This is a genomic window from Halovulum sp. GXIMD14793 (assembly GCF_054457435.1).
Genome location: NZ_JBTLNE010000026.1, coordinates 1 through 23,115 on the forward strand (window position 1 = coordinate 1; position 23,115 = coordinate 23,115).

Genomic DNA, 23,115 nt, shown 5'->3' on the forward strand with positions numbered 1-23,115 from the left:
TTTATCCCGAAACGCTTTAATCACGGTCAGGTTCGAAACCCGCACATTCCCGCGCTGAACCGGTAAGTAGGGGCAGATCAGCGCGTAGTGGCTTTCTGTTATCTCATTCATAACATATAGTTAGAACATTTCAGCGATAGACAATAGTGTTAACAGGCCCTAGGTATTTGGTTCATTTATCGCACCTGTGACCAACACTGGTTAATCCAGTAGCCGATCTACAGATCGGCACGATCCCCCACTTTTCGTAAACAAATGATATTTTGCGCCTGCCCTGCACCGGAACCAAAGTTGACCGGTGGCATTGTCTGCCTTGTAATCGTAGCATAGACAGCCCAAACCCGCCGACCCGAGAGCTTAAGTGTTTCTTCGCGCCCTTGCCGTTCTGATTGCCCTGATCGCTGTCTCCGTAGCGCTGTCCTATGCCTTCGGGGCCGAGGTGCTGGCTGCGCTTGGGCTGATCCTGACGCAGCTAAAGGTTGTGATTGCCAAGACTGGGGCCGTCACCTTCAAAAGCATCATTGTATGGCTGAAGGCGCAGGGGGTGAATTTTGCGCAGGTGGAGCTGGTCAAGCGCTGGTTCCTGAAATCCATTCTGCCGCTGATCGTCGGCGCAACAATGCAGCGGCGCATATCAGAATTTCTGCAGCGCTTTCTGGACGGGTTTCGGCGACGCAAAGAGGCTATGATGACGGCCTATAAAAGCTGGCCGAAATCCGTGCAGATCGTCTCGGCCCTTGCTGTGCTGGTCGCAATGTTGGTACTGACCATGACCACAATGAGCGTCTGGTTGATCATCGTCTCTGTTCAATTGCCAATCTGGATCCTTGCCGCATCGGGTTCGCTCTGGACGATGCTGTGGAAGACGGCCCAAAAGCTGCTGTTCCGGGCCTTTGCCTTCATGCAGCTCTATAAGATTTGGGATCTGATCAAACGCCGTCTGCCCGAAAGCTATCTGCGGCGTAAGCGACGCTTTGATTACAAGGTGGCGAAAGCCGTCGTCAAGCAACGGCGGCTGACAGTGGCGCAGTTGCACGCCCAGAAAAACAGTTTCAGTATGCGGTGGTCGCTGCTGAAGGAATACTTCCGTCATCGCCGCCCGGAACCGACGGCGGATGAAATTGACGAAATGGTGGATGAGGACGGTCGATAGTTTCCTCCAAACGCCCGTCAGTCCCATATAGGCAAAATCAGTCGTCGTATTCCACGATCACGATGGACCGGTCTGATGCGTCTTTCGCAATCCCGACAACGGCCTGATACTTGGGCGAGTTGTAACACGCCAGAGCCGCCTCAAAGCTGGGAAAGCGGGCCACAACATTGCGCGGGTGATCCTTGCCTTCCATCTGCTGATAGCGACCACCACGGGCAATAAACTCACCGCCATGGGCTGGAATGGCGGTGGAGGCGACTTTGACGTAGTCGCCGTATTTTTCCTCGTCGGTCACATCGACATGGGCAATCCAGAATGCGGGCATGATCTGTCCTTTCAGACCCCGTCAACGATGACGAGGTCGCGGGTGGAGTTGTTAAGGGCAATCGGCAGAATGGCCTGATATTCATCGGAATTGTACCAAGCCTCAGCCGCCGTGCGATCCTTGAACTCAACCACGACATAGCGGTCCGGTCCAGAGCCTTCGATCTGCGTCATCGGGCCACCCTTCACAAGGAATGTGCCGCCGAATTTTTCGGCAAGCGCGACCGTCTGGCTGGCATATATCGCGTATTCGTCCGGGTCGGTTACCGCGATCCGGGCAATCATGTAAGCGGCCATCTATCCCTCCACCACCCGTTTCGCTGCGGCTACGGCCTGTTCGGCTTTTGACGCATCAGCCCCGCCGCCCTGCGCCATATCAGGACGGCCACCGCCGCCCTTTCCGCCCATGGCCTCGGCTGCAGCGCGCACCAGATCAACGGCCGAGAACCGGTCCGTCAGATCATCAGTCACCCCAGCGGCAACCGCCGCCTTGCCGTCAGCATCGGCGATCAGCACAACGATGCCAGAGCCGATATTGGTCTTGTGCTCGTCAATCAGCCCGCGGAGGTCCTTGCCGGACACGCCTTTCAAAACCTGACCAAGGAAGGTCACGCCGCCGATATCCTCCGTCCCCGGCCCTTCACTGGCCCCGCCGGACATCGCCAGTTGGCGGCGCAGGTCAGCAACCTCGGCCTGCAGCGATTTGCGCTCGTCCATCAGCGCCTTGATGCGGTCTGGCAGTTCCTCGGCCTTGGCTTTCAGCAGGCCCGAGGCTGCGGTCACCGCATCCGCCTGCCCCTCAACAAAGGCCAGCGCGCCCGATCCGGTCAGTGCCTCGATCCGGCGCACCCCGGCAGAGGACGCGCTTTCCGAGACCAGTTTACAAAGGCCAATATCGCCGGTCCGCTTCACATGGGTGCCACCGCAGAGTTCCATTGAATAGGTATCGCCGTTGACGCCAATACCCGAACCACTGGCCGTGCCCATCGACACCACCCGAACCTCATCGCCGTATTTCTCGCCAAACAGGGCGCGGGCACCGATCTTCTGCGCCTCATCCGGGGTCATGATGCGGGTATCAACTGGCGTGTTCTGACGGATATAGGCGTTTACCTCGGCTTCAACCGCAGCGAGTTCCGCAGGGATCATCGGCTTTGTATGGGAAAAATCAAAGCGCAGACGGTCCGGCGCGTTCAGCGAGCCGCGCTGCGCGACATGATCGCCAAGCGCACGGCGCAAGGCCTCGTGCAACAGATGTGTGGCCGAGTGATTGGTACGGATCGCGGTGCGACGAGCGGGGTCCACATCCAGCCGGGCGGCATCGCCTGACGCAACATGGCCCTCAGTGACACGCGCATAATGTACGAACAGCCCGGCCTTTTTGCGGCAATCGGTGATCTCGGCCTTGCCGGTATCGCTGATCAACAGGCCGGTATCACCGACCTGCCCGCCGCTTTCGGCATAAAACGGGGTCTGGTTCAGGATCACCTCGACCACATCACCATCTTTGGCCTGATCCTGCACAGCACCGTCGCGGACAATCGCTACGATCTGGCCTTCGGCGGTTTCAGTATCATAGCCCAGAAACTCGGTCGTCCCCTGCTCCTGCGCGATATCAAACCACAGACTTTCATCCGCCGTCTCGCCCGAGCCAGCCCAGGCCGCCCGCGCCTTAGCCTTCTGTTCAGCCATCGCCGCGTCGAACCCGGCCACATCCACGCCGCGTCCCTGTTCGCGCAGCGCGTCCTGCGTCAGGTCGAGCGGGAAGCCGTATGTGTCATACAAGCGGAAGGCCACATTGCCTGGCAGGTCGCTGCCATCGGAAAGCTTCTCAACCTCATCCGACAGCAGCCGCAGCCCGCGATCCAGTGTTGATTGAAAGCGTTTCTCTTCCGCCAGCAGGGTTTCCTCGATCAGGGCCTGCCCGCACGACAGCTCCGGATAAGCCTGCCCCATCTGGCGCACCAGCGTCGGCACCAGCTTGTACATCGTGGGATCCCCTGCCCCCAGCAGATGTGCGTGACGCATCGCCCGGCGCATGATCCGGCGCAGCACATAACCCCGCCCTTCGTTCGAGGGCAGCACTCCTTCGGCAATCAGGAACGAGGTCGAGCGTAGATGATCTGCGATCACCCGGTGATGCACGTTCTGAGGTCCAAACGGGTCCACGCCGGTAGCTGTGGCAGACGCCTCAATCAGCTCTCGCATCACATCGGTGGCATAGCTGTCATGGGTGCCCATCAGGGTCGCGCCCATCCGCTCGATCCCCATGCCGGTATCGATGGAGGGTTTGGGCAGGTCCTCTTCCCGCCCATCTTCGAACCGCTCATTCTGCATGAAAACGAGGTTCCAGATTTCAATGAACCGGTCGCCATCCTCTTCCGGGCTGCCTGGCGGGCCACCCCAAACCTCTGGTCCGTGATCATAAAAAATCTCCGAACACGGCCCACAGGGGCCCGTCGGCCCCATCGACCAGAAATTATCGTCGGTGGCGATGCGGATGATATGATCCTCGGCAACGCCGACCTTTTTCCATATCTCGGCGGCCTGATCATCCGTGTGATAGACAGTCACATAAAGCTTGTCCTTCGCCAGGCCGAATTCTTTGGTCACCAGCTCCCAGGCATAGGGAATGGCGTTGTCCTTGAAGTAATCGCCAAAGCTGAAATTCCCCAGCATCTCGAAAAACGTCATATGCCGCGCAGTATAGCCGACATTATCCAGATCGTTATGCTTGCCACCTGCCCGCACACATTTTTGCGCTGTCACCGCACGGGCGTAGTCGCGCTGTTCAAGCCCGGTAAACACGTTCTTGAACTGCACCATGCCCGAATTGGTAAACATCAATGTCGGGTCATTGCGGGGGACAAGCGGCGAGCTGTCGACCACCGCGTGGCCGTTCTTGGCGAAGTAGTCCCGAAAGGTGGAGCGAATGTCGTTGAGGCTGGCCATAAGCGTGCGGTCCGGATGCAAAATTCAGATCAGTTCCGTTTAGCGGTAAGCGCATGGAGTGTCTATTAAGGAGTTTGTTTGAACGCTTCTTGCGCCTGTCACGACCCAAGGATGCAAACGCAGCGAAGGACCGCAAGCGCCCGAACCGAGAAGGAAGAAACATGAAGCGCACCGTCACCATATTTGCAACCATTGTCGGGATCATTCTGGCAGGACCTGCAGCAGCAGACAGATTTCTGACTAAGGAAAAGCTTTCTGCCAACCCCGCCGCCTACCGGATAAGCCTTGGCAATGGAGAGATCGCGCAGGTGAACCGCATTCAACCGCCGCGTGGTGTGGGCAAATCTTGCAAGGTCGATATGAAGTCTCTTGAGAGACTGGCTCGTAAGGAGTTCCGCAAACCGCGCAGCACAACCGCCATCAGCGTTCCAATTCACATGGCCTTGGTTATGCCCGGAAAAGACTCACCATTTTTTGAGCCCACCTGTTACGGCGCAGGTGGTGGCTGTACGATCTGGGTCTTGAAACTTTAGGTCGAAACAAAAACGGCCGCAGCGGGATGCTGCGGCTGTCTTTATCAACTGTCGGTCGTTTTAGTCGTCCAGAACCGCGTCGTCATCGCCGGCCGCCAGATCAAAATCCAGCCCGTGGGCTGCTCTGATCTTATCCTCGATGATCAGCGCTGTGTCGGGGTTATCCTTTAGGAAGGTCTTGGCATTCTCTCGCCCCTGCCCGATCCTTTCATCGCCAAACGAATACCATGACCCTGACTTCTCAACGACACCGGCTTTGACGCCCAGATCGATCAGTTCGCCGGTCTTGGAAATCCCCTCGCCATACATGATGTCGAATTCCACCTGCTTGAACGGCGGGGCGACCTTGTTTTTGACGATCTTGACGCGGGTGGTGTTGCCGACAACCTCATCCCGGTCCTTGATGGAGCCGATGCGCCGGATATCCATCCGGACTGAGGCGTAGAATTTCAGCGCATTACCGCCTGATGTCGTTTCGGGGCTACCGAACATCACGCCGATCTTCATGCGGATCTGGTTGATAAAGATCACCATGCAGTTTGACCGGCTGATCGCGCCGGTCAGCTTACGCATGGCCTGGCTCATCAAACGGGCCTGTGCGCCGACCTGATGGTCGCCCATATCACCTTCAAGTTCGGATTTCGGCGTCAGTGCGGCGACCGAGTCGACAACAACGACCGACACAGCACCGGAACGCACCAGCGTCTCGGTAATCTCCAGCGCCTGTTCCCCCGCATCGGGCTGCGAGATCAGCAGGTCATCCAGATTGACGCCCAGCTTCTTCGCGTAGGTCGGGTCCAGCGCGTGTTCCGCATCAACAAAGGCGCAGATGCCGCCCTTTTTCTGTTCTTCGGCGATCACATGCAGCGCCAGCGTGGTCTTGCCCGAGCTTTCGGGGCCATAGACCTCGATGATACGGCCCTTGGGAAGGCCACCGATCCCCAGCGAGATATCCAGACCGATCGAGCCGGTCGAGGTCGCCTCGATATCCTGCACCGGGTTGTCCTGACCCAGCCGCATGATCGAGCCTTTGCCGAAGCTCCGCTCAATCTGGCTGAGGGCTGATTCCAGCGCCTTTTCTTTGTCCATACCGCGTCTTTCGCTCAAATCCAGAAGGGGGGCTGCCATTGGTGTGCTCCTGTTTATTTCACAACTCGCCTTGGTCGGCAATCATTGCTATGTTCTGCTCTTGTTCTCTTCATAACATGCGATCAAAAACAGAACATTGCAACTAAAATATTAACTGTGCCAGCCTAGAGCAGTTTGCTTTAAAGAAGGGTAAAACCAACGCTAGTATTGGCGAAAAGCGAACAGAAAGGGTGTCACACACCCCATGATCATCAATCTTGAGGCAAAGCTTGCTTATCTGGCGATGACCAAATGCGGCTCTACCGCGTTTGAGAATGCGCTAAAGCACGAGGCGCATATCATCTTTTCCGGGTCCGCCACGGTGTCGCACATGACGGCACGCCGCTATCACGAGGTGATCGTGCCCTATCTCAATACTGTGGGGATCAAGGGAATCGAGACCACGGCGGTGATCCGCTATCCGCTAAGCTGGCTGGAAAGCTGGTGGCGCTATCGCAGTGGCCCGCGCTTTGCCAATAGCGACGGCTATACCGGCGAGGTGAGTTTCGATAAGTTCGTGCATCTGTATCTGGATGGGGAACCGGCATTCTCGGATTTCTGGTCGCAGGCGAAGTTTCTTACTTCGGATGAAGGCGACATGCTGGTCGATCACATGTTTCGATATGAAGAAATCCACCGCCTGCGCGCATTCTGGGAAGCGCGTCTCGGCTACACCCTGTTCGTGGAGCGCTACAACGTCTCCCCCAGCCGCGAGGCCGCGATTGCGCCCTCAACGGTTTGGCGGCTGGAAACGACGCAGCCGCAGGATTTCGAGATTTGGCATGGGGGAACAGCGGGACACGAGGCAACCGGGTAGCTCGTCCTACAACAGCTTCTCGCTTTGGCTGATGGGATAGACCGCAGCACCCATGCTGCACGCGCGTTGTGTTCATAGATTGGCGTGCTGGTCCATATGCTTACGCACCCGGGCCGTCAGGTCTGTCAGGGAGAACGGTTTTGCCAGAAAGCTGGAATTAGGGATCTGAGCATTGCCATCAGCGAACGCATCCTCGGCATAGCCGGACATGAAAATGGTTGAGACATCGGGCCGGGTGACGATGGCCTGACGGACCCAGCTGGGGCCGTTCATACCCGGCATCACCACGTCCGACACGAACAGATCAACATGGGTATCCTTGTCTTCCAGCAAAGCCAGCGCCGCCTCACCGCTATCGGCCTCAAGCACGGAATAGCCGCGCATTTGCAGGGCGCGAACGGCAAAGGACCGGACCGGCGCCTCATCCTCCACCAGCAGAATGGTGCCGCGGCCGGTCAGGTCATGATAACCCTTGTCCTCCTCGACCTTACGCTCTGTTTCTGCGGCGACGACCGTGCCATCCTCGGCCTCATGTACCGGAAGATAGATGGTAAAGGTGGTGCCCGCCCCCACCTCGCTGTCGACAAAGATGAATCCGCCGGTTTGTTTGACAATGCCATAGGCGGTGGACAGGCCCAGGCCGGTGCCCTCCCCGACCCGTTTGGTTGTGTAGAACGGCTCAAAAATCTTGTTGATCTTGTCGCGCGGGATACCGTTGCCCGTGTCCTGAACCTCAATCATCGAGTAACGGCCTGCAGGGATCGTGGCGCGATCACGTTCAAAGTCGTGGTCAAGTTCCAGATTGCGGGTTTGCAGATTAACCTCACCGCCATCGGGCATGGCGTCGCGGGCGTTGACCACTAGATTAACGACAACCTGTTCCAATTGCCGTTCATCGACACGGACCGGCCAGATATCCTCGCGGTTGGTGACGTTGAGGGTGACCTTTTCACCCAACAGCCGGTCCAGAAGATGGGCCAATTCAGCGATTGTGTCGAACAGATGCAGGACATGCGGCTGCAGAGTCTGCTTGCGCGAGAACGCCAGCAACTGGCGCACCAACCCCGCAGCGCGGTTGGCGTTCTGACGGATCTGCGTCAGGTCGGCATGATCCCCATCGCCCGCCTGACGCCGCAACAGCAACAGATCACAATGCCCGGTGATTGCGGTCAGAAGGTTGTTAAAATCATGCGCGATCCCGCCAGCCAACTGCCCGACGGCCTGCATCTTCTGGCTTTGGACGAACTGTGCCTCCAGCGTCTTCAGCTCTGTCGCATCGCTTAACACCGCCAACACCTTCGCATCCCCGTCCGAGACCATCCGGGTCATCGTGACCTGCAGGAACACATCCGATCCGTCACGGGTGCAGCGCGCCACTTCTGACCGGCCCAAAGACCGCCCCGCGGCAGTTTCCCGCAGCCGATCCCTAAGCGGACGGCCCAGACCTTCGACCAGATCGCAGAGATTTGCCCCAACACGCGCATCCGTTCCCAGCAGCGCGCGGGCCGCCGCATTGATATAGTTCAGCGTTCCGTCCTTTTCGAGACGCGCCAGCGAAACCGGCAAATCCTCCAGCAGATGATCGGGCAAAGCATCGCTGATATCGGTATTGCCACACGGCAGCAGCAGTACATGCGTCTGGCCCTGCTGCGCTTCGTATTGGGAAATCCTGTAGGGCTGATTTTTACGCCCGACGATTTTATGCACCCCATTGGGGCGCAGCGGGCCATTTTCGATCACATCGTTCAACGTCAGCGCGGTCGCCGGAACAATCGCGCGGGCGGCGTCGTTCATCGACAGAATGCGTCCGGCCTTATCAACCAGCAGCCGCGCCATTTCCGAGACGATATCGGTCACCGCTGTCGGGGCACTGCGCGGCGGCAATATCTGCCATATCTGCAAATTGCTGGACACATTGCGCGCATCCAGCATCGCGGGTGCCCCACCCCAGATAACATCCGTCTGCGCGTGGTGCTGCTGCCGCGCATCGCGCCCCAATTGGTAAATCACCTCAGCAGAGTTGATCAGCGTGTTGTGAAGACAGGTCTCAAGCGTCACCGCATCGCCGCACATCCGCCAAGCGGTAATATTGCGCCCGATCACAGAGCCGTTGAGGTTGATAAGAAACGCGGGATGTGGCGACTCGTCAAAAAGATCGCGAAACGCGCGGATACGGGCGGTCAGTTGAAGGGCTTGAAAGACCAGCCAGACAAACACTGCAACACCAAAGCCGATCAGCACGGCCCCAAGGCTCCATCCACCGGAAGTTCCCGAAAATGTCAGGCTTAACACTGCAGCAAGACCGCCAATGGACGCCGCCGCAAATCCAACCCAGACGCCCTGTCTCAGGCGCAAGTCACCTTTGGCAAACATGAGACTCCGTATACTCGGTGCAAGCTAGGGCACCCTGCGGTCAAAGGGTTAATATGCCCTGAACCACAACGAATACACGCTTTACGTGATCTATTAAACAGAAAACTCCACAAAGTAGAAGCCATCCCCGGCGTCAGCGATCTGCAATTCCTTCTGACGGCGCATGGTCAGGGTTGGATGGCGGTGCGCAAACGCCTCGGCGACATCTGCATTCTCGCAACGCAGGATGGAGCAGGTCGCATAAACCAGCCGCCCGCCCGGCCGCACATACTGTCGCGCCTGATCAAGAATTTCGCCCTGCAACTGGCACAGCGTGCGCAGGCGTGCCTCGGTCAGGCGCCATTTTGCATCCGGATTGCGACGCCATGCACCTGTGCCGGAACATGGGGCGTCGACCAGCACCAGATCGCAGCTTTGCTTAAGTGCTGCAAGCGCATCGGTCTGCATAAGCTCAATCCGCGCGCTCGCGCGTTTGGTCCGGCTGGGGATATCCTTCATCCGCTGCGGACGGACATCATGAGCCACCAGTCGCCCCCGGCCCTGCATGGTTGCGGCCATGGCCAGTGTCTTGCCGCCACCGCCAGCACAATAATCCAGCACAGTCATGTCAGGCGCCGCACCCGCCAACAGAGCGACATCCTGACTGGCGGCATCCTGCAAATCCACCAGCCCGTCGCGATAAGCGGAACTGCCCGCAACACGGCGTTCATTGGTCGTAACACGCAAAGCCGTTTGCAGCGGCGCGACACATTCCGTCAGAATATCCTCCCGGGCCAGCGCCGCCTGAGCCGCCTGCGGATCGGACTTCAGCAGATTGGCACGCAGATCAACGGTCGCCCGGTTGCGCAAGGCAGCCATGCTGCTTTGCAGATTGTCGCCCAGGGAACGGTGCAGTTCGACATCCAGAAAATCAGGATAATCCAGCGCCACAGCCCGCGAGGCCTGTGAAAGCTCAGGCCGCAGGGTTGTCTGCTCTGCCGAAGACAGCACCGCAGGTCCATGGCCCGATCCATCAAATGCCTCGGCCAGATCATGACCGGTCGCCAGACAATGGCCGATAACCAGCGCGCGCCCGCTTTCGTCCGTCTGCCCGGACAGCCACAAATAAGACCGACGTCGCCGCAATACATCAAAGACAATGTCGCGCACCGCCGCCCGATCCTTTGACCCGGCATAGCGCGCACCCCGGGCCCAGCGGGTCAGCGCTCGCTCAGCCGGGTCGCCAGCAACGATGCTATCCAGCAAGCCAATCGCTGCTGCCAGTCGGGCGGAGGGGGTCACCGATACTGTCCCATGTCACACCATCCCTGTGGTGTCCTTAGATTGTCACGCCGCATACCCATTATCCGATGCGGTAATTCGGGCTTTCGCGGGTGATCTGCACGTCATGCACATGGCTTTCTTTTAGTCCCGCACCCGTGATCTTTACGAAACTGGCCTTCTTGTGCATGTCATCAATTGTAGCTGATCCGGTATATCCCATTGCGGCACGCAGCCCGCCGACCAGCTGGTGCAGCACGGCGGACGCATTGCCCTTATAGGGAACCTGTCCTTCGATCCCTTCCGGAACAAGCTTTTCATTGCTGATCTCTTTCTGGAAATACCGATCAGCTGACCCCCGCGCCATAGCACCAACCGAGCCCATGCCGCGATACGCCTTGAAGCTGCGCCCTTGATACAGGATCACCTCACCCGGGGCCTCATCTGTGCCTGCCAACATCGACCCAACCATGGCCGAGGCCGCGCCCGCCGCAATCGCCTTTGCAAAATCGCCGGAAAACTTGATGCCGCCATCGGCAATGACCGGATATCCGTCCTTTGCGGCCTCTGCCGCGCAATCGGCAATGGCGGTCAGTTGCGGGACACCAACGCCCGCAACAATCCGGGTGGTACAGATGGAGCCGGGGCCGATCCCGACCTTGACCGCATCCGCGCCCGCATCAATCAGCGCGCGCGTTGCCTCGGCTGTTGCGACATTGCCAGCGATCACCTGCACATCATTGGAGGTCGCTTTGATCCGGCGCACCGCCTCGCCCACGGATGCAGAATGACCATGCGCGGTGTCGATAACGATCACATCCACGCCTGCATCAACCAAAGCCTCTGACCGGGCAAAACCTGCATCCCCAACGGTGGAGGCGGCCGCCACGCGCAAACGGCCCAGTTCATCCTTGCAGGCCTGGGGGTTCAGCACCGCCTGTTCGATATCCTTGATCGTCAGCAAACCGGTCAAAGCGCCGTTTTCATCCACCACCAAAAGCTTCTCGATCCGCCGCGCCGCCATGAGAGAGCGTGCCTCGGACAGATCCGCAGGTTCGCGCAGCATCGCAAGATTGTCCGAGGTCATCATGACCCGCACCGGTGTCGCCTCGTCCGTGGCAAAGCGCATATCGCGGTTGGTGACGATACCGACAACACGGCCGTCCTGAACCACTGGAAAGCCGGTGATCTTGTATTGCTCCTGCAATCGTTTGGCATCGGCAAGGGTCTGATCCGGGGTCAGGGTGATCGGATTGTAGACCACACCGCTTTCAAAGCGTTTCACCCGACGCACATGATCGGCCTGTTCCTGCTCGGTCAGGTTTCGGTGCAGCACCCCGATACCGCCGACCTGAGCCATGGCGATGGCCATCTTATCCTCGGTCACCGTATCCATGGCCGAACTGACCAGGGGGATGTTCATGGAAATGCTCTTGGTCAACCATGTGCGTGTATCCGCCGTTGCGGGCAGAACCTCGGACGCAGCGGGCACAAGCAGAACATCGTCGAAAGTCAGCGCCTCACGAATCTCCATTGCATACTCCTTGCCGGACTCGGGTATTGGCGCCTCTCTATTTCATGGCCATGCGCAAAAGGGAAGGGTTAACGCCGTTCTGCGGTTGCCATGAGGGCCGGTTTCTGATCTGCAGAACAAAACGTAGCGGAAAGACGGGATGGGACGCTTTACCACAGGACTATTCTCTGTCTGGCTGGCAGGGTTCATCGCGCTGACCGGGGCGATCCTTTGGATGACCGGCGGGCGGCTGATTTTTCCGTTGGATGATCCCTACATACATCTTGCCACGGCTGAGAATATCCTGCGCGGGACCTATGGCATCAATCTGGGCGAGCCGTCCTCGGCCTCCTCCTCAGTACTGTTTCCGTTTCTTGTCGCACTGACCCAGGCAATCGGGTTGGGCGAGATTGGCCCTATCCTGATCACCGCACCGGCCGCCGGGATCAGCGTTATCGCCCTTGGGCAACTGCTGGAAACGGTTGTGCCGGATAATGCATGGCGCTGGGTGATCGCGATCCTTGCCCTTTTTGTCATCAGCGCCTTCGCCCTTCCGATGACCGGGATCGAGCACAGCCTTCATGTCATGCTCTCAATGCTGGCGATGCTGGGGCTGATCCGAATGACGCAAGGCAGCGCGCCCGGCATGGGGCTGACCCTGATCGTGATCCTGTTGCCGCTGATCCGGTTTGAAGGTATCGGCCTGGCTGGCATGATCATTCTGGTGGAGGTTTTTCTGGGTCACCGCCGTGCAGCCTTGCTGCAGGTTGCGGGGATTGTAGCAGCATTGGTGATCTATGGGCTGACGATGCACGCCATGGGACTGCCGATCCTTCCCTCCTCCGTCATGGTGAAGGTTGCCATGCCGGATGCGGTTGCAGCAAGCGCAGGCTCGGGTCTGGCAGACCGGATCATTCAGGGGCTGGACAGCACCTTGCGCTCAATGCAGGGCACAATGCTGCTGATCCTCGCCTCGATCCTCCCCTTGGCGTGGTCCGCGTTCGGGCGGCGGCGGTCGGATTTGCCGGTTATGGCGACAGCTGTGGCCTGCCTTCTGGGGCATGCAGTGGCGGGCCATATCGGGGCGTTTGCGCGGTATGAGGTCTATGCCCTCGCCATTGGACTGATTGGCCTACTATGGCTTTGTCGTTCGGTGCTTGGCCGTCCGCTTATTGCAATGGTGCTGGCCGTTGGACTGGTTTTTGTCGCCAAACCCTACGCAAAAGCGACTTGGAAAACACCGCCGGGCAGTCAGAACATCTTTGACCAGCATGTACAGATGCATGAGCTTGCCGCGCGCCTTTATGACGGTGACGTCGCTGTGCACGATATCGGTTGGGTCGCCTATCATAATGACAACACCGTGCTTGACCTGTGGGGTTTGGCTTCAGAAGAGGTCCGCAGGATGCGGGCTGACACCTATGTGCTGACGCCGGCGCAATTGTCTGACTTGATCACGCGCCATGATATCGGGCTGGTGATGGTCTATGAGGATGTGTTCCGCACAGTTCCTGATGACTGGACCCGTGTGGCGCGGATGACCAGTTCAGCTGTGACCGCAGGGCGCGCGACGGTTTCCGTGTTTGCGACCAGCCAGAAGTCGCTTCCACCTATTCGTGCAGCGGTGGAGCAGCTAACCCAAACGCTTCCGGCACGGGTCAAGCTGGAATGGAACTGACCTTCACAATCTGGACTGGCTGATATGTCGATGATACAAAAAGCATCCGCCCGGCCGTCGGGGGGAACGACCGGGCGGATTGTGCGCATCCTGGTTGCATAGGATTGGCGCAATGGGAAAACAATTACTCAATACGTAAACTACGAAGGGCCGGGAATTGGGCATCAAGCTCAGGTGTGACCGGCTTTCAGCGCCGTCAGATCAACAGTTTTTGGCAATACGCGCCAAAACACTGCAGCGATCAGAAACTTCCCTTTGAGCGGTTACCGAAAAAGTCTTCAGCGCCCTCCAATTGATTCGTCCTGAGAACAATGGCTCAAGTAAGTTGAACGGACGCGTAACATGTCGTTCATGCTACGTTCACCACGCCCCGCATAGCTTTCGGGCCATGCGTAAAGTCATTCTTTATACATTCGCCCTCGGGCTGCTGACCGCCGGATCAGTTCCGGCGCAGGGACTGCGCGAGCTGAACCATACTGATCTACGCAACGCGGTTCAGGCAGGTCAGCTGATCAAAGTCAGCACAGCAATGGCCTCGGCAAATCGTGTCGTATCCGGCAAAGCGCTTGATGTTCGCGCTTTCGCCGCACGCGGCGTTTATTATCAGGTTCTGATGATGCGTAATGATGGCAAGGTGGTCAGCGTGGTGGTGGATGCACGCACTGGCAACCTTGTTTCGGCCAGTTCAGATGCCGCCAAGGCGGTCCGCGCTGCCGCCACGCAATCGCGCAAATCCGGAGGCCCAAACCACGTTCCCCGCAACAGAAACGGTTCGGGCAAGGGCAATTCCAACAGCAATGGAAATGGCGGCGGTAATGGCAGTGGTAATTCCGGTGGTAACGGGAACGGCGGCGGCAATGCCGGCGGGAACGGCAGTGGGAATGGTAATGGTGGCGATAATTCTGGTGGAAATGGCAATGGCGGCGGAAACGGGGGCGGCAATTCCGGTGGAAATGGCAATGGCGGTGGAAACGGTGGCGGCCGCAAATAGGCTCTGATCAAATCTATTTTTGAACCCGCGGACAATTCTCCTATGCTGACCGCGCGCGGCGCAAAAGGCGATGACTTCATATTCGGGAATTGCAGCACATGAGAGTTCTTCTGGTCGAAGACGAACCAACCCTACAAGATCAGATTTCCAGCGCATTAAAAGCCGAAGGCCGTGCCGTCGACATCGCAGGTGACGGCGAAGAGGCTGAATTTCTAGGGGAAACAGAACCCTATGATGCGATTATCCTGGATCTCGGCCTGCCTAAGATAGATGGGCTGACGGTTCTTAAAACGTGGCGCCAGAAAGGCATGGATGCACCCGTCCTTATCCTGACCGCACGCGGAAGCTGGTCTGATCGGGTCGATGGCCTGGATGCGGGCGCAGATGACTATCTGGCCAAGCCGTTTCATATGGAAGAACTCAGCGCCCGGCTGCGCGCCCTGTTGCGGCGTAAAACCGGGCAAAGCAATCCGGTTTTCACCTCAGACGATTTCAGCTTTGACACCCGCACCGGGCGTGCAACCATCAACGGAACCGCAGTCACCCTGACAGCACAGGAGGTGATGGTGATTTCCTACCTTGTCCACAATGCCGGGCGGATGATCTCGCGCACCGAATTATCAGAACATATCTATGGCTATGATGGCGACCGGGATTCCAACACCATCGCCGTCTTTATCAACCGGCTGCGCAAGAAACTGGGACCAGATGTCATCAAAACGGAACGCGGTCGGGGCTATCGGGTTGATACGCCATGAGCGGTTCATTGCGCCGCCAGGTCATTCTAGGCGGTGTTCTCTGGGCAGCAGCAGTGATTGCACTGGGCGGGCTGATCGTGTTGCGCTTTGTCGATGCGCAGGCGGTTCGGCATTTCGATGATGATCTGAACGATTTTCTTCTGCATCTGACCAATGCCGTGGAACGGGCGCAAGGTGACCCGTCTCAGCTTGAAACCCTGCTGACCCATCCGGCCTATGCCCGGCCCTATTCAGGCCATTACTGGCAGATCAAAACGCCTGACGGGCAGATTGTAACCTCCCGCTCCTTGTTCGATGCAACGCTGGATCCGCCGAAGGCAGATAGCGCTTGGGAGGTAGACTTCGCAGGAACAGACCGCTTGCGCGCCCTCAGCCGGAACGTGGTTTTTGAGAACGGCCCCAACTGGCATCTGACAGTGGCTGAGACGCTTTCTCCGTTGCTTACGGATCGGGCGGTGATCAAGTCGCGTATGTTGATCGCCTTTGCTGTTCTGACGGGGCTCGCCGCGCTGATTGCGGGCAGCTTGGTCAATTATGGACTGCGACCGTTGGCCCGACTGCAAAGGGATGTCTCCGACAGTTGGGAGAAAGGCGATCGTATGCGGTCTGGCGATTATCCAGCCGAAGTCGCCCCGCTGGTCGATCAATTGAATGATCTGCTGGATCGCAACACTTCAATCGTTGACCGCGCTCGCCGTCAGGCCGCTGATTTGGCCCATGCACTGAACACCCCCTCGGCGATCCTGCGCAATGAGATTGACAGCCTGGATGCGAAAGGCACCGATGTTGCAAGAGCCCAAGAGGCTTTGGCGCGCATCGACGCCCAGATCACACGATCACTGGCGCGCATCCGATCTTCGACATCTTCGGGACAGGTCACCCCAACCAGCCACATCGCGTATTCGGTAGAGCGGATCCTGCGGGCTGTGGGTCCGATCGCGGAACGCGAGGAGATTATTCTATCGTCCCGGGTTGATGACAGCCTGCATATTCGCATGGACCGTCAGGATTTTGAGGAGGCGCTTGGAAACCTGACCGAGAATGCAATAAAATGGGCGGACTCGCTGATCCGGATCACCGCCAGATCGTCGCGCGCTGGCGAAGTCGAGATACTGGTAGAGGATGACGGCCCAGGCATCCCCCCTGAGAACTATAATGATGTGCTATCAGAGGGTAAGAGATTGGACACATCCGTGCCAGGTACTGGGCTGGGACTATCTATCGTATCAGACCTGGCCGCAGCCTATGGCGGCGAAGTAAAACTAGCAAAGGCTGAAGACCTGACCGGGCTGCGCGTTGTCGTCACGCTGCCCGGTGGAAAAATCTGAGAGACTTAGTCTTCGGTTTCTGCGAACACAACTTCAGGGGAAAGCTCTGCCGCGCTGGCAAAGGTGATCGAGGATGGATCAATCTCACCGTCAAAGCCGGCCATGTTTGTTCCTGCAGGCTTATCGGCAAAAACGCTGACGGCGGTTGCAACAAAGGTGAAGGCGAACCCCACCACCGCAGCGCGAGTCATTCCCAACGCCCCAGCTGCGGACGCGAGAATAAAGATCACCAAGGCAAGTGAAGAAAAATCCATGAAACCGGAAAACACTCTACGCACTCCCTACCGTCGTCGTGTCTGCCACCCTTTTGCCATAGAATACATGAATGCAAAATGAACACAAATGTTACTAAGGATGCTTCTTTAAGTGAGTTGGTAAATTTGTCAAAAAGGTTACAGGAAGGCTAATACCACTATAGATTTAGTGCTTCTGTCGGTAGATCGCCTGCCATTAATCAAACCAGGCGTCCTAACCTGGTAAATTCTTATTATATGGAACCAGTTAAAGGTTTAGGTGCAAGCGCACAAATACAACCTAAAATTGCAAAATAATGACCACACACACTTCTTGAGCAATTTTTCTTGTCCCAAGCTTGAAAATACAGTTCCCAACAGTCAGTGTTTCCAAAGGGTCTTTTACACATAAGGTCACCCCGAAACACACCGTTTGTTATGACTGAAAAGCGATTCTTCCATGTCAAAATCCGCCACAATTGCCGTCATCGGGCGCGGTCTGATCGGCAGCGCCGCCGCACGGCACCTGGCCAAAGCAGGCCATGAAACCATCCTGATCGGCCCGTCTGAGCCGCATAATTTCCGGCAACACACCGGCGTCTTTGCCAGCCATTATGACGAGGGACGGATCACACGTCGATTGGATGCTCATCCGTTCTGGAGCAAGGTCGGTGAGGCTGCAATCCAGCGCTATGCACAAATTGAGGCCGAAAGCGGCATCCACTTTTTCACCGAATGTGGCGCGCTGATCATAGCGTCGGAGGATTGCCCCTATATAGCCGGGGTGGCTGAGATCAATAAACACGTCGATGCGACCCGACTGGACCCGACTGAATTGTCGCAACGCTTTCCCTACTTTCGCTTTGACCCAGGCAGTGTCGGGTTTCACGAGGCGACACAGGCTGGTCATGTCAGTCCCCGTCGCCTTGTCGCCGCCCAGACGGAGGCAGCTAGGCGTCATGGTGCCAGGATTGTGGATGCGGTGGCCGAGGCGCTAACCGATACAGGCGTGCGCACCGCGATGGGTGACATCGCAGCGGATCATGTGATTGTCGCGACCGGAGCCTATGGCAACACGCTGTTGCCGGAACCGCTGGCTTTGCAAGTATATGCCCGGACCATCACCTTTCTTGAGATTGATCCGCCAGAAGCCGCGCGCCTTTCAGGGATGCCCTCATCCATCTGGCGACTGCCTGACGGACGTGATCCCTACATGCTTCCGCCGATCCGCTATCCCGATGGCCGCACCTTTCTGAAGCTGGGCGGCGATCCGAGCGACACCCTGTTAAGCAGTGGCGATGACATCAGCGACTGGTTTCGCAGCGGCGGCAATGCAGATGTCGCAGCGCACCACCATCAAACCGTCGAAGACCTGATCCCGGGCCTTTCCATCGCGGCCACCCACCATGCGCCCTGCGCCGTTACCTTCACCAAGACCGGCCTGCCCTATATTGACCGTCAAAGCGATCGTCTGACACTTGCGATTGGCGGCTGTGGCGCTGCGGCCAAAAGCTCGGACGAACTGGGGCGGCTTGCGGCAGAGGCGGCTTTTGGCCAGAGCGATCCGGCATTAGAGGCGGTTTTCGAAGCTTAGGCAGACACCTGATGCGCGAACCGCCCGCGCGAAGAATGCGGCATCTAGGGTCCCACCCCTACCCCTTCAAAAAAACTTTATGCGAAATTCATCAGATCATAGCCCTCGGAACGGCGGTCTGACCCATAGTTCGACAAAGACTTGGAGGTCAGGCGATGTTGAAATTTCTCGTACTCAGCGATTTGCACTTGGTGGAAGAGGGGCAAACCTCGCATGGGTTAGACACCTTTGCGCGACTGGAAGCCGGGATTGACTGGATCAACGCCCATCACGCCGATGCGGATTTCTGTGTTCTGGCTGGTGACCTGGCTGATCTTGGATACGAAGGTGCTGTGTCGCCTTACCGGCGATTGCAAAGCCTGATCGAGCGGCTTTCGATCCCCTGCCACATCACCATCGGCAATCATGACAAGCGGGATATCTTCTTGTCGGTCTTTGGTCAGGCGATGCAGGACGTGGCGACAGGGTGCATCGACAAGGTGATCGACACCAAGGGCTACCGCGTCATCTTGCTGGATAGTGTCGTTGAATCAGAAGAACATACCCATGGTGGCGCCCTGTCACAGCAGCAGTTGGACTGGCTGCGCGCTCGGCTGGCTGAACATACCGGGCCGGTGGTCGTAGTCCTGCACCACCACGCCAATCCGCTGCACACAATGGTTGATCGCATACGTCTGGCCGACCCAGACGCATTTCTTGAGGTGCTGAAAACGCATGATGACATTCGGCAGGTGATTGCGGGGCATGTGCATTACACGTCGACCGGGATGTGGCATGGGGTGCCCTTCACCACGCTGTCCGGCGGCCATTACAATGTTACCGTACCTTTGGATGCTGCGCGCAAGATAGATCGGCTTTGGGGTCCTGCGCAAATGGCCGTGGTTCTTGGGGATGATGCACAGACGCTGGTGCATTTCGATAACTACCTGGACGCGAACCCGGTGCTTGGTTAGTGTCACCAGCGCACAAGTGCACCGGCTCTGATCGGGATGGCGCGAACTGAAGCGATGCGCTTTGTTCGCGCCTTTTTTATGTCAGCAGAGCAATTGCGGTTCGGTGGTGCGACCGGGCCAAAATTGCCCCCAAAGGTTGAAGAAATATTGTTTTCAGACAGTTAGAAACGCGCTGTCGAACATTCGACACAAAAATTTTTCCAAAATCTCATACAACAGTTCCAAAGGCTCCAAGCTTTACCACCACGCTGATCGGCATGCCATCTGGGCATTCCACCGATCAAAGGGGATCAATGATGAAATCTGTTTATCTGAGCGCCGCGGCGGCTGCCGCGCTGTGCGCCTCGGCTGCATATGCCGAGGACAAGATTAAGTTCGAGTACTGGTACGGCCTGTCAGGTCAGCTGGGCGATGTGGTGCAGCAGACCTGCGACCGCTTCAACCAGAGCCAGGACAAATATGAAATCGTCTGCATCGGCCAGGACGGCTATGCCAATGCGGTTCAGAACACCATCGCCGCTTTTCGTGCCAAGCAGCACCCGACCGTTGTTCAAGCCTATGATGCCGGCACCGCCGACCTGATGATGTCGGGGGAGTTCTACCCGGTTCACCAGATGATGAGCGATTTCGATATCGAGATCGACTGGGACGACTATTTCCCGGGCATCGCCAACTACTATGCCTCGTCCAAGGGCGAGATGTTCTCGATGCCGTTCAACTCTTCAACGCCGATGCTTTACTGGAACAAAGAGCATTACAAGGCCGCTGGACTGGACACCGGGCCTGAAACCTGGGAGCAGTTCGAGGAAAACCTGAAGGCGCTTAAAGCTGCCGGTCAGGATTGTGCCTATGCCTATGCCCCGTCGACCTGGATCGACCTGGAGCAGTTCTCCATGGCGCATGGCGTGCCGATTGCGACCAACAACAACGGCTATGACGGTTTGGACAGCGAATACGTCTACAACACCACCCTGCATGTGAAGCACATGGAGAACATCAAGCGGTGGATGGACGAAGGTCTGCTTGAGATCCGCACGACACAGGGCGGCCTGAACTCCCGCGACAGCTTTGCGCAGGGTGAATGCTCGCATTACTTCGGTTCCATCGCGTCGCATCAGGCTGTGACCAATCTGGTCGATGGCAAGTTCGGCTGGGATGTCACAATGATCCCCGTCTACGAAGGAACCGAGCGCAAGAACACCGTTGTTGGCGGTGCATCGCTGTGGGTTCTGTCCGGCAAGTCGGATGACGAATATCGCGGTGCGGCAGAATATCTGAAGTTCCTGGCGACACCTGAGTCCGAGAAATTCTGGTCCTCCAACACCGGTTATATTCCAGTGACCAAGACCGGCTTTAACCAGCTGATGGAAGAAGGCTTCTACGACAAAGCCCCTTACAAGGGTCGTGAGTTGGCGCTGAAATCACTGACCTATACCGAGCCTGGCCCGCTGACCCGCGGTATCCGTCTTGGTGGTTTCATCCAGGCCCGTAAGGAATGGGCCAACGAAGTTCAGGCCGCCTTGCAGGGTGAAAAGACCATGCAGGAAGCGCTGGATACGGCGGCGGAGCGGTCCAACGCCATCCTGAACAAGTTTGCCCGCACCTATCGCGGCAAAGAACTGCCTTAAGGCACCACACCAGCCCCCGCCGGGATCAGCCCGGCGGGGGATCGGTTTTGGCAGTGGATAGCGGGACAATGAGACGCGCGTATTTCAAAAACAACTGGATCGCAGCGCTGGTGGTTGCACCGCAATTGCTGATCATCTTCGTCTTCTTCTATTGGCCCACCAGCCAGGCGCTTTACTGGGCGTTCACGCTGGAACAACCCTGGGGCGGAGGCAATGAATGGGTCGGGTTCGAGAACTTTCAGTTCCTGCTGACCGACAGCCTTTATTGGAATTCTGTTCGCGTCTCGGTGATCTACGCGGTGCTTACCACCGCACTTGCCATGGGAATGGCGCTGATCCTTGCGCTCTTCGCAGACCGGCAGCTTCGCGGTTACAAGTTTTACCGCATCGGCCTGATCTGGCCTTACGCCATTGCGGCCCCTGCCGTTGGTCTGGCCTTTCGCTTTATCTTCAACCCGTCTGCCGGTGTCGCAAGCTATCTGAACTATGCGTTTCCGGATTTCTGGAACCCGGTGATGAATGGCGATCACGCGATGGCCATGGTCGTCGTCGCCGGGGCCTGGAAACAGGTCTCCTACAGCTTCATCTTCTTTCTTGCGGGCCTGCAGGCGATCCCGCGCGGCCTGACCGAGGCTGCCGCAATGGATGGCGCGCGGCCAATGCGGCGCATGATGGATATCCAGTTGCCACTTCTGACGCCCACCTTCTTTTTCCTGCTGGTGATCAACATCACCGACAGCTTCACCGACAGCTTCGGCATTGTGGACACAATGACATCCGGCGGACCGGCCCGCGCCACCGACCTGATGGTCTACAAGATTTACGAGGACGGCTTCCGCGGCCTCGACTATTCCGGTGCAGCCGCGCAGTCCATCATCCTGATGCTACTGGTCGTTGCCCTGACCTTCATCCAGTTCCGCTATATCGAGCGGCGCGTGCATTACACCTGAGGTAAGGCAATGATAGAACGCACCCCATGGCTGAACTTCATTACCCATGCGATCCTGTTTTCCGGGTTGGTGGTGATGATCGTCCCGATCTATTTGGTCATCGTTGCGGCCAGTCAGACCCTGCCCGATGTCATGGCCATTCCGGCCAAACTGCTGCCTGGCGACCAGTTACTGGTAAACATCAAAGCTGCTTGGCAAGAGGCTGACTTTTCGACCAAATTCACCAACACGCTGATCCTTGCTACCGGGGTCGTGGTAGGCAAGATCGTTATCGCGGCGCTGACGGCCTTTGGCATCGTCTTCTTTGACCATCGCCTGCGCATGCCGATCTTCTGGCTGGTCTTTATCACCCTAATGTTGCCGCTAGAGGTTCGTATCGTGCCCACCTATGCGGTCGCCGCCAACGCCCTGTCGCCGTTTCAGACCATCCTGGACGTGACCGGTATTTCCTGGCTGATCAATGCGCTTTCCGGAATCGAGGTGGCCTTGGAATGGAACCTTCTGAACTCCTATACCGGTCTGATTATGCCGCTTGTGGCAACCGCAACGGGGACCTTTTTGTACCGCCAGTTTTTCCTGACCGTCCCTGATGAACTGGTCGAAGCGGCCAAGATGGATGGTGCGGGTCCTTTGCGGTTCCTGTGGGATATTCTGATCCCGCTGTCGCGCACCAATATGGCCGCGCTGGCCACGATCATGTTCGTCGTTGGGTGGAACCAATATCTCTGGCCGCTCCTGATCGTCACCGATCCGAATTACGGCGTGGCGGCTGTCGAACTATCGCGGCTGGTTCCCAACATGAACACCACCGGCGGCGATATTCCCAATTGGCACTGGGCCATGGCAGGCACACTGATCGTGATGCTGCCCCCCATCGCCGTTGTCATCATCATGCAGCGCTGGTTTGTGCGCGGCCTGATCAACACCGAAAAGTAAGGGGCCCGGGACC

At 57.6% G+C, this 23,115-nt stretch carries 20 protein-coding genes; 12 read left to right on the forward strand and 8 right to left on the reverse strand.

The window, feature by feature from the left end; translation table 11 throughout:
* The first annotated feature begins 361 nt into the window (after positions 1-361).
* Positions 362-1,153: a hypothetical protein gene (locus ACW9UQ_RS09130; RefSeq protein ID WP_458930711.1), complete on the forward strand. Its 792-nt coding sequence runs from the start codon at positions 362-364 to the stop codon at positions 1,151-1,153.
* 37 nt (positions 1,154-1,190) lie between these two features.
* Here the strand turns inward: ACW9UQ_RS09130 and ACW9UQ_RS09135 are convergent, their stop codons facing one another.
* From ACW9UQ_RS09135 to alaS, 3 genes are read right to left on the reverse strand one after another with little or no spacing between them, the layout of a single operon-like run.
* On the reverse strand, positions 1,191-1,478 hold the full coding sequence (locus ACW9UQ_RS09135) for a DUF1330 domain-containing protein (RefSeq protein ID WP_458930712.1): 288 nt from the start codon (positions 1,476-1,478) through the stop codon (positions 1,191-1,193).
* An 11-nt stretch (positions 1,479-1,489) separates the two neighbouring features.
* Entirely contained in the window at positions 1,490-1,774 is a 285-nt protein-coding gene (locus tag ACW9UQ_RS09140) for a DUF1330 domain-containing protein (protein ID WP_458930713.1), read from the reverse strand.
* The gene (alaS, locus tag ACW9UQ_RS09145) at positions 1,775-4,429 is read right to left on the reverse strand and encodes an alanine--tRNA ligase (RefSeq protein ID WP_458930714.1); all 2,655 of its coding nucleotides are present in this window, start codon (positions 4,427-4,429) and stop codon (positions 1,775-1,777) included. It lies immediately after the preceding gene.
* A 161-nt stretch (positions 4,430-4,590) separates the two neighbouring features.
* Here alaS and ACW9UQ_RS09150 point away from each other — a divergent pair, with 161 nt between their 5' ends.
* Positions 4,591-4,962, forward strand: a complete 372-nt coding sequence (locus tag ACW9UQ_RS09150) for a hypothetical protein (RefSeq protein ID WP_458930715.1) — start codon at positions 4,591-4,593, stop codon at positions 4,960-4,962.
* Positions 4,963-5,022: 60 nt separating this feature from the next.
* On the opposite strand, the gene recA is transcribed toward ACW9UQ_RS09150, so the two are convergent.
* A complete protein-coding gene (gene recA, locus ACW9UQ_RS09155; protein ID WP_458930716.1) occupies positions 5,023-6,090 on the reverse strand; it encodes a recombinase RecA in 1,068 nt (355 codons plus the stop codon).
* A gap of 205 nt (positions 6,091-6,295) precedes the next feature.
* Here recA and ACW9UQ_RS09160 point away from each other — a divergent pair, with 205 nt between their 5' ends.
* The gene (locus tag ACW9UQ_RS09160; protein ID WP_458930717.1) at positions 6,296-6,907 is read left to right on the forward strand and encodes a hypothetical protein; all 612 of its coding nucleotides are present in this window, start codon (positions 6,296-6,298) and stop codon (positions 6,905-6,907) included.
* 72 nt (positions 6,908-6,979) lie between these two features.
* Here the strand turns inward: ACW9UQ_RS09160 and ACW9UQ_RS09165 are convergent, their stop codons facing one another.
* The 3 genes from ACW9UQ_RS09165 to guaB form a co-directional block, all read right to left on the reverse strand.
* Complete coding sequence (locus ACW9UQ_RS09165; protein WP_458930718.1) at positions 6,980-9,280, reverse strand: hybrid sensor histidine kinase/response regulator; 2,301 nt, start codon at positions 9,278-9,280, stop codon at positions 6,980-6,982.
* Positions 9,281-9,373: 93 nt separating this feature from the next.
* Positions 9,374-10,561 carry an RsmB/NOP family class I SAM-dependent RNA methyltransferase gene (locus ACW9UQ_RS09170; RefSeq protein ID WP_458930719.1) on the reverse strand — a complete coding sequence of 396 codons (1,188 nt, stop codon included), beginning with the start codon at positions 10,559-10,561 and terminating at the stop codon, positions 9,374-9,376.
* A 61-nt stretch (positions 10,562-10,622) separates the two neighbouring features.
* Positions 10,623-12,074 (reverse strand): IMP dehydrogenase, encoded by a 1,452-nt coding sequence (gene guaB, locus ACW9UQ_RS09175; RefSeq protein ID WP_458930720.1) that lies wholly within the window; start codon positions 12,072-12,074, stop codon positions 10,623-10,625.
* A 139-nt stretch (positions 12,075-12,213) separates the two neighbouring features.
* On the opposite strand from guaB, the gene ACW9UQ_RS09180 reads away from it, so the two are divergent.
* From ACW9UQ_RS09180 to ACW9UQ_RS09195, 4 genes are all read left to right on the forward strand, one after another.
* Positions 12,214-13,731, forward strand: a complete 1,518-nt coding sequence (locus tag ACW9UQ_RS09180; protein WP_458930721.1) for a hypothetical protein — start codon at positions 12,214-12,216, stop codon at positions 13,729-13,731.
* A 388-nt stretch (positions 13,732-14,119) separates the two neighbouring features.
* Positions 14,120-14,722, forward strand: a complete 603-nt coding sequence (locus tag ACW9UQ_RS09185) for a PepSY domain-containing protein (RefSeq protein WP_458930722.1) — start codon at positions 14,120-14,122, stop codon at positions 14,720-14,722.
* A gap of 98 nt (positions 14,723-14,820) precedes the next feature.
* Positions 14,821-15,480: a response regulator gene (locus ACW9UQ_RS09190; RefSeq protein WP_458930723.1), complete on the forward strand. Its 660-nt coding sequence runs from the start codon at positions 14,821-14,823 to the stop codon at positions 15,478-15,480.
* Positions 15,477-16,808 carry a sensor histidine kinase gene (locus ACW9UQ_RS09195; protein ID WP_458930724.1) on the forward strand — a complete coding sequence of 444 codons (1,332 nt, stop codon included), beginning with the start codon at positions 15,477-15,479 and terminating at the stop codon, positions 16,806-16,808. Before ACW9UQ_RS09190 ends, ACW9UQ_RS09195 begins: the two co-directional genes overlap by 4 nt.
* 5 nt (positions 16,809-16,813) lie before the next feature.
* Here the strand turns inward: ACW9UQ_RS09195 and ACW9UQ_RS09200 are convergent, their stop codons facing one another.
* Complete coding sequence (locus ACW9UQ_RS09200; RefSeq protein ID WP_458930725.1) at positions 16,814-17,077, reverse strand: hypothetical protein; 264 nt, start codon at positions 17,075-17,077, stop codon at positions 16,814-16,816.
* 424 nt (positions 17,078-17,501) lie between these two features.
* Between ACW9UQ_RS09200 and ACW9UQ_RS09205 the strand changes: the two genes are divergently transcribed.
* The 5 genes from ACW9UQ_RS09205 to ACW9UQ_RS09225 all read left to right on the forward strand — a co-directional run bounded on the left by ACW9UQ_RS09205 (position 17,502) and on the right by ACW9UQ_RS09225 (position 23,102).
* Positions 17,502-18,635, forward strand: a complete 1,134-nt coding sequence (locus ACW9UQ_RS09205; protein WP_458930726.1) for an NAD(P)/FAD-dependent oxidoreductase — start codon at positions 17,502-17,504, stop codon at positions 18,633-18,635.
* 155 nt (positions 18,636-18,790) lie between these two features.
* Positions 18,791-19,588: a metallophosphoesterase gene (locus tag ACW9UQ_RS09210; RefSeq protein ID WP_458930727.1), complete on the forward strand. Its 798-nt coding sequence runs from the start codon at positions 18,791-18,793 to the stop codon at positions 19,586-19,588.
* 296 nt (positions 19,589-19,884) lie between these two features.
* Positions 19,885-21,216: an extracellular solute-binding protein gene (locus ACW9UQ_RS09215; RefSeq protein ID WP_458930728.1), complete on the forward strand. Its 1,332-nt coding sequence runs from the start codon at positions 19,885-19,887 to the stop codon at positions 21,214-21,216.
* A gap of 68 nt (positions 21,217-21,284) precedes the next feature.
* Positions 21,285-22,166 carry a carbohydrate ABC transporter permease gene (locus tag ACW9UQ_RS09220; protein WP_458930729.1) on the forward strand — a complete coding sequence of 294 codons (882 nt, stop codon included), beginning with the start codon at positions 21,285-21,287 and terminating at the stop codon, positions 22,164-22,166.
* A 9-nt stretch (positions 22,167-22,175) separates the two neighbouring features.
* A complete protein-coding gene (locus ACW9UQ_RS09225; protein WP_458930730.1) occupies positions 22,176-23,102 on the forward strand; it encodes an ABC transporter permease subunit in 927 nt (308 codons plus the stop codon).
* The last annotated feature ends 13 nt before the right edge of the window (positions 23,103-23,115 follow it).

What these genes read in the sequence shown, in the direction of transcription:
- ACW9UQ_RS09135 (WP_458930712.1), bottom strand. Translation starts at nt 1,478, where the DNA reads ATGCCCGCATTCTGGATTGCCCATGTCGATGTGACCGACGAGGAAAAA.
- ACW9UQ_RS09140 (WP_458930713.1), bottom strand. Translation starts at nt 1,774, where the DNA reads ATGGCCGCTTACATGATTGCCCGGATCGCGGTAACCGACCCGGACGAA.
- alaS (WP_458930714.1), bottom strand. Translation starts at nt 4,429, where the DNA reads ATGGCCAGCCTCAACGACATTCGCTCCACCTTTCGGGACTACTTCGCC.
- ACW9UQ_RS09150 (WP_458930715.1), top strand. Translation starts at nt 4,591, where the DNA reads ATGAAGCGCACCGTCACCATATTTGCAACCATTGTCGGGATCATTCTG.
- recA (WP_458930716.1), bottom strand. Translation starts at nt 6,090, where the DNA reads ATGGCAGCCCCCCTTCTGGATTTGAGCGAAAGACGCGGTATGGACAAA.
- ACW9UQ_RS09160 (WP_458930717.1), top strand. Translation starts at nt 6,296, where the DNA reads ATGATCATCAATCTTGAGGCAAAGCTTGCTTATCTGGCGATGACCAAA.
- ACW9UQ_RS09165 (WP_458930718.1), bottom strand. Translation starts at nt 9,280, where the DNA reads ATGTTTGCCAAAGGTGACTTGCGCCTGAGACAGGGCGTCTGGGTTGGA.
- guaB (WP_458930720.1), bottom strand. Translation starts at nt 12,074, where the DNA reads ATGGAGATTCGTGAGGCGCTGACTTTCGACGATGTTCTGCTTGTGCCC.
- ACW9UQ_RS09180 (WP_458930721.1), top strand. Translation starts at nt 12,214, where the DNA reads ATGGGACGCTTTACCACAGGACTATTCTCTGTCTGGCTGGCAGGGTTC.
- ACW9UQ_RS09185 (WP_458930722.1), top strand. Translation starts at nt 14,120, where the DNA reads ATGCGTAAAGTCATTCTTTATACATTCGCCCTCGGGCTGCTGACCGCC.
- ACW9UQ_RS09190 (WP_458930723.1), top strand. Translation starts at nt 14,821, where the DNA reads ATGAGAGTTCTTCTGGTCGAAGACGAACCAACCCTACAAGATCAGATT.
- ACW9UQ_RS09195 (WP_458930724.1), top strand. Translation starts at nt 15,477, where the DNA reads ATGAGCGGTTCATTGCGCCGCCAGGTCATTCTAGGCGGTGTTCTCTGG.
- ACW9UQ_RS09205 (WP_458930726.1), top strand. Translation starts at nt 17,502, where the DNA reads ATGTCAAAATCCGCCACAATTGCCGTCATCGGGCGCGGTCTGATCGGC.
- ACW9UQ_RS09210 (WP_458930727.1), top strand. Translation starts at nt 18,791, where the DNA reads ATGTTGAAATTTCTCGTACTCAGCGATTTGCACTTGGTGGAAGAGGGG.
- ACW9UQ_RS09215 (WP_458930728.1), top strand. Translation starts at nt 19,885, where the DNA reads ATGAAATCTGTTTATCTGAGCGCCGCGGCGGCTGCCGCGCTGTGCGCC.
- ACW9UQ_RS09220 (WP_458930729.1), top strand. Translation starts at nt 21,285, where the DNA reads ATGAGACGCGCGTATTTCAAAAACAACTGGATCGCAGCGCTGGTGGTT.
- ACW9UQ_RS09225 (WP_458930730.1), top strand. Translation starts at nt 22,176, where the DNA reads ATGATAGAACGCACCCCATGGCTGAACTTCATTACCCATGCGATCCTG.